An 11,600-nucleotide genomic window follows, 5' to 3' on the forward strand; every position below is an offset into this window, starting at 1 on the left:
GGCTTGCGCACATGCGAACTGCGGTGGTGCGCGTCAACGTCGACCCGGACGGCGCGCTGACCCCCGCACAGCTACGTGATGGCATGGCGGCGCTCCTCGAGCTCGTGGCCACAGCGGGCGTGGACGTGGTCGAGAACGATCTCGCGTCCATGCCCGCAAGCCGCCGCGAAGTCGAATTGCTCATCGCGGCCGAGGACGGCGACGAGGCACAGGACACCGCGATCGGACTGTGCGCCAACGCGTTCGAGCTTACGCCGGTACCCGGCGTGATCACCTTCGTCAGCCGGGGGACCGACGACGACGCGCACGGGGTGCTGGCCGCGTTCGGGCTGACCGGTGACATCGAGCGCGCGCCCGGCGAGGATGGATTCGACATCGTCCATGTGACACTTCGCGAGAAGGACCTCGACCGGATTCCGGAAAGCCGCGTGCACACGGCGCTGGAGGCGTCGCTGAATTGTGAGGTCCACATCCGAACCGTGTAGCGCCATCACGCGCCCAGGAATTCCAGTATCGCGGGCGCTGCCTGCACCCAGGTGTCGAACATGTTGAAGTGCTGCACCCGGCCCGCGGCGCGGTCTTCGGATGCCCGCTCCCAGGCGTCTTCGGGCCAGGGCGGATCGATCAGCTTCGATCCCTTGATCAAACAGCTGACTTCCAGCGACGTCCGCTTCGGGTGGTCCATGTCGTTCTCGCCGCCGCGAATGATCAACGTGGGAACCTTGATCCGGTCGAACATCTCGTCCTCGACGCCCGGAATCGTCTGTCCCGGCTTGGAAACGAAGGCGTTGAGCCAGCGCAGCATCACCGTGAGGAACTCGCCGGAGTCGAAGTCGAGGAACCGCTGCTTGTTGTCCGGGTTCTCCTCGATGCGCTCGCGCCACTCGGCCACCTTCACCACGCCGTCCATGCCGGTGCCGCGCACCGCGAGGATGCTGGGAATGATGTAGAAGGAGCCGAGCACGAAAGTGCCGTAGATGCCGCCGACGATGTTCCACACCACGAGCTTGGTGACCATGTCGGGGTAGAGCATTGTGGTGAGCATGGAATCCCTTGCCCCACCGGAACCCCCGGCCAGAATACAGCGCTCGAAGCCCAGGCCGGTCACCAGCTTGTGTAGCGTCTCGGCGCGCATGTGGGACTCGCTTTGCCCGTAGAACTGCACATCGGAGGCGCCGCAGTTGGGCCGGTCCCACAGCAGCACCCGATAGCCACCCGCGGCCAGGGCGTCGGCCAGCGGACGCAGGCCGGGGATCTCCTTGCTGAACCGCCCACCGGGCGTCAGAGCAATGAGATCGCCGGAGTCACCGAGGATTTCGTAGACGACGTTTCCCCCGTTGATCTCGATAGAAGGCACCCGATTCTCCTGTAGCTAGGCCTGAACCAAAACATCGTTGCCGACGACGCGCACCGGATAGGTGCGGATACTCCACTCGGGCTTGACCGCGGTGGTGCCGGTGGCGAGCTCGAAACCCCATTGGTGCCAGGGGCAGTAGATGTATTCCAGGTCGCGCACCATGACGGAGTCGCCCGGCGCGGTCTCGTCGACGATCGTGCGCCCCCTGGCCCGTCCCGAACACAGCGGCCCGCCTTGGTGAGGACAGTAGTTCGCGATGGCGTAAAAGGTGCCATTGACGTTGTAGACGCCGACGCCGTGCCGTCCGATCGGCACGAGTTTGTGTGAGCCCGGCGGGATTTCGTCTATCGTGGCAACGACATGCTCGCGGCCCTGCGCCAGACGGGGCTCGGGCCGTTTGGTTTCTTCCGTCAACTCAGAGCACCCGGGTCTGACCCTCGAGAACCGGAACGGTCTCGGGCAGGTGATAGGTCGCGATGCCGTTCTTGTACATGACCGCGTCGCGGGCGTGCTTGGGCAGGTGCTTCACCAGCCAGCGCGGGTCGTCGAACGTCCAGTGCGGGTAGTCGGAGGAGAAGAGCAGAATCTTCTCGCACTCCATCCATTCCAGCGCGCGGGTCAGTTGCGTCTTGTCTTCCGGATAGTCCAGCGGCTGGGTAGTGAACTTGATGTGGTCCTTGACGTACTCCGACGGCTTGCGCTTGATGCCGAGCCACGACTTGCGTGCGTCGTAGATCGCGTCCATGCGCCACATCAGCGGAAGGATCCAGCTGAACGCGTGCTCGACGAACACGATTCTCAGGGTGGGGAATCGGTCGAAGACCCCGTCGAAGATCAGGCTCATCACCTGGTTGGCCGCCAGCAGGGAGTAGGTCACCATGAAGTCGTGGTTGTAGCTGGGGAATCCCACCGGCGGGATCGGCAGCTCATCGAATTGGCTGCGGGACAGGTGGCAGCTGACGGTGATGTCGTGCTTGGTGGCCGCCGCCCAGATCGGGTCGTATTTGGGGTGGCCCCAGGACGGTCTCGGCTCGGCCTTGATCAGGATCTGCGCCATGTAGGGGTGCCCGGCCCAGCGTTCGATTTCGCGGGCGGACTCTTCCGGCTCCTCGATGGCGGCACAGATGGAACCGCGCCACCGCTCGTGCCAGTTGTTGTGGCTGTCCAGCCAGTGATTGGCCTGCCAGTCGTTCAACGCGGCCGACATCGCATGCTGCGCCTCGGGCAGGCGGGCCGGGTAGGCGCCCGGTTCCAGGATCGCGATGTCAGAGCCGGCTTCCATGATCAGCTGACGGAATGCCAAATCCGGGTCGCTGCAGGGAAACTCGCCGTTGGCAGGAAAGGAGTCCACCCGCATCGCGTAGGAGTGCGCGTAGTCCGGCGCGTCGTAGTAAATCTGCTCGCCAATGGAGCGAGTGAGGAAGTATTTGCTCCGCCACGGCTCGGGAATGTAGGGGAGTAGCTCCCCGCGCCTGGGGGCCGGGTGGACATCCGAGTCGACGCAGCGGACGGCGATACGCTCGGCAGCGGGAACCCGCTCCTGCGAATGGGTCAACGTCATCTGGCTCTCCTCAGTCTTTCGCGATCCTTCTACTGTGCGCCCACCCCGGCGGGAATGTCTATGCCGTAGAGCCGCGCCGCGTTGCGCCAGCACACCTTCTCGCGCTGCTCGGCGGACAGAGCGCTGGGCAGCTTCTTGATGTCGCCGAGCTGCCAATGCGGGTAGCTGGAGCCGAACATCACCATGTCTTCCTTGCCGGTGAAGCTGAACCATTCGCCGGCGAACTCGACGTCGCCGGGGCCGTCGAGACTGCCCTGCACGAAATAGACGTGGCCGGGCAGGTAGTCGCTGGGAATCCGCGGGGCCCACGGCGTCTGCTCCAGGTGCGGCCGCCCGAACGTGTCCATCCGCCAGATGAACGGCGTGATGAAGTCGGCGGCGCCGTCACCCCAGACGAACTTGAGGCCGTCGAACCGCTCGAACACCCCTTCGGCGATCATGTTCATCTGGTGATACAGGTAATTCAGTGCCATGAAACTGACGTACTGCTCGTAGGTACGGGTATTTCCGGACGGCGTCGGCGGAAACGCAATGCCCGACCCGACTTCGATGTGCGCGGCGACGGGCAGACCGGCGTCGACGGCGGCCTCCCAGATCGGCCAGAACTGCGGTTTGCCGTAGAGCTCGCGGGACTGCAGGGGGACGCCGATCTGGACGACCCGCGGGTGCGCGCGCCATTTCTCGATTTCGCGAAGCGCGCCGGGAATGTCGTCGGGGTTGACCCGAATGGTGCCGCGGAACCGCTCGCCGAATTCGCTGGGCTCCAGCCAGTTCGACACCATCATCTCGTTGTGCGCGGCGTGCAGCGCGCTGCCCAGGTGCCGGTCCGGCATGATGCCGCGCGCCATCGGATGCAGGACCGCCACATCGACGCCGCGCTTCGAAAACAGTTCATTGGCAACGAGATCGGGATCCGAACCCGGGTACTGGCGGTCCGGACCCTCGGTGTTGGGCGCGTATTCACCGCCGGGAGCGCCGTACCAGTCCATCTCGTAGTCGGGGAAGCCGCGGCTCTTGAACGGCTCGCGCAGGGTCTTCCGCAGCGCTTTGTTGGACGGGAAGAAGATGTGCACGCTCGCGTCGATCAACGGTGTGCTGGTTCCGTCGGCGTGTGTGATCACCAAGGCCACCCTTCGGCTGCGGCGGTCGAGGCCAGCCGCGCAAGGTCATATGATAGCCAATCTAACATTTTCCTAAGCGGTCCATCAATGAGTTTCCGGTACGCATCTCGTTTAGCAATCATCCCTGGTAGAGGGAGTTCCTGGGTCTTTCGGACAATTGTCGTTCTTTTTTCCGGATAATACCATTCTCGGACGTGCGACGGGTGCCGGCCGCATGGTCCGTCCGTACGGTCCCGCCCGCGCGGGGCGCGCCCGATCGATTCAGTCCGACGACCGGCCCGTGACGCCGGCCGCCCGCTCGAACGGTTTGATCACCGTCGTGAAATCCGAATCGGGCCCTTCGGCGCGGGCGAGCGCGTCCCACAGCCGGCCGATCGTCTCGGCAACCTCAGCGGGCACGCCGAGCGCTCGCGCTTCGTCGAGGTACAGGCGCACGTCCTTGAGTATCAGCCCGGTGGCGAAGCCGTAGTTGAAGGTGCGCGGCAAAATCGCGCGGGGGAACTTGTCACGGCTTGCGCTCGTCGCACCCGATCCGGCATTGAGTACCTCGATCACCCCCGCCGCGCCCGTCGCCACCTGAAGGGACGCGCCCGGGGTGGGAAGGCTGGCGAGCACCGTGCCGGCGCGATCGGCGACCTCCTTGGGCGACGACGCCGCGCGTGCCCCCGGGCCACGGCGCGCTCGATCGCCTCGCTGCGCGTATCGAAGGCGATGACGTCGTGCCCCGCCTCAATGAGGCGGCATGCCATGGGGAAGCCCATGTTTCCCAGCCCGATGAACCCGATTTCCCCGATGAGCTCGTTCCTCCGATGGTGGCGACCCGCTGCGCCCGGCTCCGCCGCGCTAGCGATCGCCACTGTCCCGATCCAGTTCGGCGAACGCCTCTTTCGCGATGCGGAAGCTGTCGACGGCGGCCGGCACGCCCGCGTAGATGGCCACCTGAAGGAAGACCTCGCGGATCTCCTCGCGGGTGACACCGTTGGTCAGTGCCGCCTTGACGTGCGTGCGCAATTCGTTGGGCCGGTTGAGCACCGAGATCATCGCCAGGTTGAGCATGCTGCGGGCCTTGCGCGGCAGTTCTTCGCGGCCCCACACGGCGCCCCAGCAATACTCGGTGACGAGATCTTGCAGCGGCCCGGTGAAGTCATCTGCGCCGGCGAGCGCTCTGTTGACGTACTCCTCGCCCAGCACCTCGGAGCGGATGCGCAGCCCGCGCTGGTAGGTTTCGCGATCCAATGGTTCTCCTCCTTCAAAGGTTGGGCCAGCGCTCATTGTCGGTGTCGTGCGTACGCTGCCCGAGTTCGGATTGCCTGAGCGCAGTCTCGCACCCTGGCGGCTTTGCGGGGTCTACAGTCGAGGCGCGAATCGGCCTGCCCGGGTGCGTCCTCGCTACCCTGGGGAGATTGTGGGAACCTCGTGTCTAGCCAGTTCCCTTGCGGCGGTGAGTGATACGAATGTTGGGGCGCGGGCGCGGGGGCAAGCCCAGATGTTGAGGAGCGAAGCGACCAGAGCAAGCTCGGACATCTGAGAAGTGATGTCGACGGCCCGAACTATCCGGCTCTTCACCGACGAGCCGACTTTCGGGTGGCCGCCCGGGCCCGGCGGCTCGGCGCCTGCCTGATCAGCTGGGCCTCGTACGGCGGCGAATAGCTGCTCAGGGGCGCCGTCGGTGTGCCGGAGGGCTGGATGATCGCGGGCCACATCGTGGTCGGGTGGCCCAAGGGCAATCATGGTCCGTTGCGCCGTCGCCCGCTTGCCGAGTTCGTGAACCTCGACCGCTGGGACAGCGCCGCCGACGGCCTCGTCGACGGTGCGCCAGCCCCCGGGTAGCCGGGCGGTCGAAGCCTTGAGCCCGGGCGGCCGGGCGCTCGACGGGGGAATTGCCTGTTCCGGTGACCCGATGCCCGAATTCCGAGATTATTACTTCCGCAACCGAGAATGTTATTCTCGCCTCACAGTCACGACGAGAGGCGGCGCGGATGCTGTTGGAGTTCGATGCTGATCAGCGCCTGTGGCAAGACACCGTGCGCGACGCCGTCGCGAAGCAGTGCCCGCCGTCGCTGGTGCGCAGCGTGGCCGAAGAGGGTGTCGACCCGGGCCCGCTGTGGAAGTCGTATGTGGACCAGGGCTGGACCGAGCTCAGCGAGGCGGACAGCGCCGTCGAGCTGGCCATCGTCCTCGAAGAGCTCGGCCGCGCCACCGACCCCACCCCGTTTCTGGCAACGATGAGCCAGTTCGCGCCGCTGGCCGGGCACCGGTTCGACCCACACCAGTCGGGCACCGCGGTCTACGGCGGGGTCGCGGCGCACCGCGACGACGAGGGCTGGGTGCTGGACGGCACCGCCCGCCACGTGCTCGACGGTGACCGCGCGGATCGGCTGGCGGTGGTGACCGACGCCGGCGTCTTCCTCGTCGAGTCCGGTCAGGTGTCGACACGGCGCGCGGCGGTGTTCGACCCGGTGCTGCACGTCGCCGACCTGTCGTTCGCGGACGTCCGGGTACCCGACAGCGAGCGGCTGACGGTCGACGCCGAACGCGCCCACCAGCTCGCGCTGACCGGCATGGCCATCACCATGGTCGGCGCCTGCCAGCGCATCCTCGACCTGGTGCTCGAGCACGTCAAAACCCGCCAGCAGTTCGGCGTGGCGATCGGTTCGTTCCAGGCCGTCCAGCACAAGGCCGCCGACATGCACGTCGCCGTGCAACGGGCGCGGGCGCTGGCGTATTTCGCCGCGTTGACGATCGCGGCCGACGATCCCCGCCGCCGGCTGGCGGCCGCGATGGCCAAGGCCTCGGCGGGGGAGTGCCAGTCGCTGGTGTTCCGCCACGGGCTACAGCTGCATGGCGCAATGGGATTCACGTGGGAGAACGACCTGCAGTTCGCCCTGAAGCGGGCCAAGGCCGGTGAGCTGATGCTCGGCGGCGCAGCGGCGCACCGGGCGCGGATCGCGGAGGAATACCGTGCAGCTGACTTTTGATTCCAACGTCGAGGAGTTCCGGGCGGAGTTCTCGGCGTTCCTCGACGAAAACCTGCCTCCCGCAAGCGAAACGCTCGAGCGCCCCCGGTCGGTCTCGCACATGCCGCAGTGGGCGCGCGACTGGCAGCGGCTGCTGTTCGACAACGGCTGGCTGCTGCCCAGCCAGCCGCCGGAGTTCGGGGGCCGTAACGCGTCGGTGATTCAGCAGTTCGCCTATCTCGAGGAGCTGAGCCGCCGCCGGATCTACCACAGCTTCAACCCGCAGGGCGTGAATATCGTTGGGGCATCACTGTTGTCGTTCGGCAACGACGAGCAGAAGCGGCGCTGGGGGGTGCCGATCCTGCGGGCCGAGATCACCGCCTCGCTCGGGATGAGCGAACCCAGCGCGGGTTCGGACCTGGCGTCGCTGCGCACTCGCGCGGTGCTTGACGGCGACCACTTCGTGGTCAACGGGCAGAAGGTATGGACCTCGGGCGCCCACGACGCCGACGTCTTGCTGACGTTCGTCCGCACCAACCCGGATGCACCGAAGCACAAGGGAATCAGCGCGCTGATCATCCCCACCGACACCCCGGGCCTGGTGCGCCGGCCGTTCCCGTCGATCTGCGGTATCAACGATCTGGATTTCAACGAGGTGTTCTTCACCGACGTGCGGGTACCGGCCGAAAACCTGGTCGGCGAGCTCGACCAGGGCTGGCGGGTGGCCAACGGGTCGTTGGGTCACGAACGCACCATGATGTGGCTGGGTTTCGCCGATCGCCTCGAGAACATGATCGCCGACTTCCACCCCGGCACCGCGGTGGAGCGCGACCAGTACGCCAGCACGATCATGGACCGCCAGGCGCTGCGCCTGCTGGGCTCGGCGGCGCTGGCCCGCGCCGCGCGCGGCGAAGACGACGTGGCCGCGATCTCGGTGCTCAAGCTACTCGGTTCCGAAGCGGAACTGCGCGGCATGGAACTGGCGTTGACGTCGGCGGGTACCGAGGGACTCGTGCACCCCGGCCTGACCGGACCGTACGCGCACATGAACCTCGACCACTACTTCGCCAGCTGGTTCGAGCGCTACGCCCGCAGCTTCTCCGGAACCATCGCCGGCGGCACGTCGGAAATCCAGCGCAACATCATCGCCCAGCGGGTGCTCGGCCTGCCGCGCGGCTAGCGCCCTCACAGGGATCGCTGAGAAGCATTGCCGGGCAAGGCAATCCGCTTCACACCCGGAGTGTGCAGCTGACCGGCCAGCCACGGCAGCGCGGCGGACCAGGCCATGCCGGCCGTCGGCCAGTCGTGCTTGCCGGCCTGGGCGACCACCGCGCAGTCGATGCCATTCGCCCGGCCCAGCGTGCACAGGGACGACGCGGCCGCGGCCTGGTTACCGGGGTCGGCGGCGGCGGCACGGCCGGCCAGGGTCATCGCGGCGTTGTCCACGGTCGTGATGTCGCGGCGCGGCGAACCGCCCGACGAGATGGCGAACCAGCCGCTTACACCGGTGTAGCGGCCGTGGCGCTCGATCACCGTGCTCGGGTCGAATCGCGCCCACGCGCCGGCATCGCCGCGGAAGAGGGTGGCGATGGTCTGCTCCTTGGTTCCGGTGTTGGGGGTCAGGTCGCCCTCGATGTCGACGAATGAGCTGAACATGTCGGGGTGCATGACGGCCAAATCCACCGCGCACGTTCCGCCCATCGACCAGCCGGCGACGCCCCACCGGGACGGGTCGGGGCTCACCCCGAAGCTCGAGATCATGTAGGGTACAACATCTTTGGTCAGGTGATCGGCTGCGTTGCCACGGCTTCCGTTGACGCATTCGGTGTCATTGTCGAACGCGCCCCCCGGGTCGGCGAACACCAGCACCGGCGCGTCGCCGCCGTGCGCGGCGGCGAAGGCGTCGGCAGTGTCCACCGCGCCGCCGGCCCGCACCCAGTCGGCGGGCGTGTTGAGCATGCCGCCGAGCATCATCACCGTCGGCAGCGCAGGCGGCGGGTAGCTGGCGAACCAGGCCGGCGGCAGGTAGACGAGCTCCTCGCGGTGCTTGAAATGCGATGCGTCGTCGGGGATCACCACCGACACCAGGCTGCCGTGCGCCGGCTTGGCGCCCTTGGCCGCCAACGCGATCACGGCCGACCTGTCGGTCTGGTTGGGCAGCCGGGCGGAGCTGAACTGACTCCACGCGCTCTGCACCGTCTGGAAGTAGCCGACCCATTGGTTGAGCGCGAGCAGCGAGCACAGTACGCACAGAGGCACGGCCAGGATCGAGAGCCCACGTCGCCACCACCGCGCACCGCGCCAGCCCAGGATCAGCACCGCCATGGCCGCACCGACCAGTGCGATCCACACGTACACCGGTTGCGGTGCCGATGTGGAGGCGCCGCCGGCGAGGTAGGAGTGCGCCGCGAGGGCCGTCGCGGCTCCGGCGACCGCGGCGGTGGGCAGCCACAACAGGCGCCAGCGCCGCGAGCGCCACCCGGCCGCGAGTCCCAGCGTGATCGCGGTGACGACCTGAGCCGTCACCGGTACCCCACCGTGGATCAGAGATATGTGGTTGCCCAGTAGCGACATGGCGATTCCTCCTCTCAACTGCTGAGATGAGGATCGAATGCCGGCCTCGGCGGATCCTTGGTGAATCCTTGGGCCGGTCGCTACCAGGGACGCCTACACCGGGTCGAACTTGGTGATCAGCCAGGAGCCGTTGACCCGGCTCAGGCTCACCAGGACGCTGCTGGACGCCATCGCCGGATCGGGATTGTCCTTGCTCGTGGTGCTCTGGTCGACCAGCACGAGCACCACGGCCGAATTCGGACGCAACTCCGAGACGGCGGCCCCCAGCACCCGCGCGTTGGTTTTCAGCGACTTTTGCTTGGCGGCCGGCGCGACGATCTGTTCGGTGAACTGGTTGTAGTACGACAGGAAGTCCCCGGACAGGTGCGACTTGGCGGCGGCGAAGTCCTTGTCGAGTGAGTCGGGCGAGTAGGACAGCAATGCGACCGTTCCATCGGAGGCCGCGCTGACGACCGCGTTCGCGACGCCCGCGTCCGTCTGTTTGTCGGGCCGGTACTGCGTGAAATACAGCCACGTCGCCACGCCGCCCGATATCAGCAGCAGCGAAATCAAGACAATGGGAACGACTTTCACCGTACGCCGAACACGCGCAGCGCTACTTTCGGTGGATTCGTCGGCGGTCTCGGTGCTGTGGTTGTCCTTGCTCACGGAACGAACTCCAGTTTGGACATCTTGTACTGCCCGCCGTCTTCGGTCACGGTCACCTTGAGCCGCCAATTGCGTTGTTCATCTTTGGCGCCCGCGGCGTTGGTGATCCGCGACGTCGCGGCGACGAGCACCAGCGCGGAATTCCCGTCGATCGATTGCAGGGCGGCCGCATTGACGGTGCCCTGGGTAACCACCTTGGACTGCTCGACGACGGTGGTGAAATCCTTTGCGCGCTGCTGGAAGTCGTCCCTGAACTGCCCGGTCGAGCTGTCGATCACCCGCTGCACGTCCTCCTTGGCCTTGTTGAAGTCCAAAGACGTCATGTTGACAACCCCTTGCCGGGCACCTGCGACGAAGTTCGCGACGCGCTGGTTGTGCTCGGTGACTTCGTGGCGATTCCACACCATGTATCCGCTTGCCGCGACGAAGGCACAGATGAGGGCGATGACCGCCGCCTTCCATGCCACAGACCACGACGGCAGCCGCACGCGCCGCCGGGAGCGAGTCGTGGGTTCCGCTTCCGCCTCCTGCTCGGCGGCTTCGGTTTCGGCCTCGGTCTCTCCGGAGGCTTCTTCTTCTTTCGCGTCCTGACTTTCCCCGGTCTCCGCTTCGTCGTCGGTGGCGTCCTCGCCGGCCTTCGCCTCGGTGGTCTCTTCGGTGGTCTCCGGCTCGGCGGTGTCGGTTGTACCGTCGTCGGTGTCCGGGGTTTCTTCGGCGGTCTCGATCTCGGTCTCGGCTTGGGCCAGTGCCTCACGCCGCAGCCGGGCGGCGCGGGCGCGGGCGCGGGCCGCGGCCGCCAGCGCCTCGGCCTCGGCTGCTTCGGCCTCTGCTTCCTCGAGCAACGCTCTCGCGTCGGCTTTCGACGCGCCCGAATCTTGCGGCGGCTTCTTGGCGTCAGCCATCGTGCTTACCTCTCACGCGGCTACCATCGCACGAGCGTGAACGGCCAACTGTCGGTGCCCCCCGGTCCGCCGCCGCAGCCCGTGTCGAATGTCGAGTCGACCTGACCGGTCAGCGTGACCGCGTCCCACGAGTAGACGTCATGCGAGGGAAAGAACTGGACGACGCAGCGCACGCCGTCGGGCACGTCGACGGCCATGATGTAGCGGCCGTTGACCAGGTGTGCGTCGGACTTCCAGGGCGCAGCTTGCCCGTTGGGCTGCGGAACCGCTTGGACGGTCCGGCATCCCGGCGCCTCAGGAGTGCAGGGCCGAATCGCGAAAATCCAGATGTGGCCCGGATCCCGGCTGGTGTCCAACCGGTAGTTGCCGACCTGCATGTCCGCGTGAGCGGCCGGAGCCAGGATCAGCGCGGCTGTGGCAAGCGCAAGGCTCACTCCGAAAGGCTTCACCGAGGCGTCTCCCATCTCTGCACACGTGGCT

The 11,600-nt window shown here is 66.7% G+C and carries 12 protein-coding genes and 2 pseudogenes; 4 read left to right on the forward strand and 10 right to left on the reverse strand.

What is annotated here, in order from left to right; genetic code table 11:
• Positions 1-11: 11 nt before the first annotated feature.
• Positions 12-485: a hypothetical protein gene (locus OQ789_RS02280; RefSeq protein ID WP_324683153.1), complete on the forward strand. Its 474-nt coding sequence runs from the start codon at positions 12-14 to the stop codon at positions 483-485.
• A gap of 5 nt (positions 486-490) precedes the next feature.
• Here OQ789_RS02280 and OQ789_RS02285 read toward each other — a convergent pair whose 3' ends face one another.
• From OQ789_RS02285 to OQ789_RS02310, 6 genes and pseudogenes are all read right to left on the reverse strand, one after another.
• Positions 491-1,357 (reverse strand): alpha/beta hydrolase, encoded by an 867-nt coding sequence (locus OQ789_RS02285; RefSeq protein WP_324683155.1) that lies wholly within the window; start codon positions 1,355-1,357, stop codon positions 491-493.
• A gap of 15 nt (positions 1,358-1,372) precedes the next feature.
• Entirely contained in the window at positions 1,373-1,771 is a 399-nt protein-coding gene (locus OQ789_RS02290; RefSeq protein WP_324683157.1) for a Rieske (2Fe-2S) protein, read from the reverse strand.
• 1 nt (position 1,772) lies between these two features.
• Positions 1,773-2,918 carry an amidohydrolase family protein gene (locus tag OQ789_RS02295; protein WP_324683159.1) on the reverse strand — a complete coding sequence of 382 codons (1,146 nt, stop codon included), beginning with the start codon at positions 2,916-2,918 and terminating at the stop codon, positions 1,773-1,775.
• A 29-nt stretch (positions 2,919-2,947) separates the two neighbouring features.
• Positions 2,948-4,039 carry an amidohydrolase family protein gene (locus OQ789_RS02300; RefSeq protein WP_324683161.1) on the reverse strand — a complete coding sequence of 364 codons (1,092 nt, stop codon included), beginning with the start codon at positions 4,037-4,039 and terminating at the stop codon, positions 2,948-2,950.
• Positions 4,040-4,300: 261 nt separating this feature from the next.
• Positions 4,301-4,800 (reverse strand): annotated as a pseudogene (locus OQ789_RS02305) (NAD(P)-dependent oxidoreductase).
• Between the two features lie 82 nt (positions 4,801-4,882).
• A complete protein-coding gene (locus OQ789_RS02310; RefSeq protein ID WP_324683163.1) occupies positions 4,883-5,275 on the reverse strand; it encodes a carboxymuconolactone decarboxylase family protein in 393 nt (130 codons plus the stop codon).
• A gap of 342 nt (positions 5,276-5,617) precedes the next feature.
• Here OQ789_RS02310 and OQ789_RS02315 point away from each other — a divergent pair.
• The 3 genes and pseudogenes from OQ789_RS02315 to OQ789_RS02325 all read left to right on the forward strand — a co-directional run.
• Positions 5,618-5,869: pseudogene (locus OQ789_RS02315) on the forward strand (nitroreductase family protein); the annotation flags it as partial.
• 149 nt (positions 5,870-6,018) lie between these two features.
• Positions 6,019-7,017: an acyl-CoA dehydrogenase family protein gene (locus OQ789_RS02320; protein WP_324683165.1), complete on the forward strand. Its 999-nt coding sequence runs from the start codon at positions 6,019-6,021 to the stop codon at positions 7,015-7,017.
• The gene (locus tag OQ789_RS02325; RefSeq protein ID WP_324683167.1) at positions 7,001-8,176 is read left to right on the forward strand and encodes an acyl-CoA dehydrogenase family protein; all 1,176 of its coding nucleotides are present in this window, start codon (positions 7,001-7,003) and stop codon (positions 8,174-8,176) included. Before OQ789_RS02320 ends, OQ789_RS02325 begins: the two co-directional genes overlap by 17 nt.
• Positions 8,177-8,181: 5 nt before the next feature.
• Here the strand turns inward: OQ789_RS02325 and OQ789_RS02330 are convergent, their stop codons facing one another.
• The 4 genes from OQ789_RS02330 to OQ789_RS02345 all read right to left on the reverse strand — a co-directional run bounded on the left by OQ789_RS02330 (position 8,182) and on the right by OQ789_RS02345 (position 11,584).
• Positions 8,182-9,570: an alpha/beta hydrolase gene (locus OQ789_RS02330; protein WP_324683168.1), complete on the reverse strand. Its 1,389-nt coding sequence runs from the start codon at positions 9,568-9,570 to the stop codon at positions 8,182-8,184.
• A gap of 93 nt (positions 9,571-9,663) precedes the next feature.
• Entirely contained in the window at positions 9,664-10,218 is a 555-nt protein-coding gene (locus OQ789_RS02335) for a hypothetical protein (protein ID WP_324683170.1), read from the reverse strand.
• Positions 10,215-11,120, reverse strand: a complete 906-nt coding sequence (locus OQ789_RS02340) for a hypothetical protein (RefSeq protein ID WP_324683171.1) — start codon at positions 11,118-11,120, stop codon at positions 10,215-10,217. The genes OQ789_RS02335 and OQ789_RS02340 overlap by 4 nt, the downstream gene beginning before the upstream one ends.
• A 20-nt stretch (positions 11,121-11,140) precedes the next feature.
• Positions 11,141-11,584 (reverse strand): hypothetical protein, encoded by a 444-nt coding sequence (locus OQ789_RS02345; protein WP_324683173.1) that lies wholly within the window; start codon positions 11,582-11,584, stop codon positions 11,141-11,143.
• Positions 11,585-11,600 lie beyond the last annotated feature (16 nt).

It is taken from the genome of Mycobacterium sp. 94-17 (assembly GCF_035617725.1).
Lineage (GTDB): Bacteria > Actinomycetota > Actinomycetes > Mycobacteriales > Mycobacteriaceae > Mycobacterium.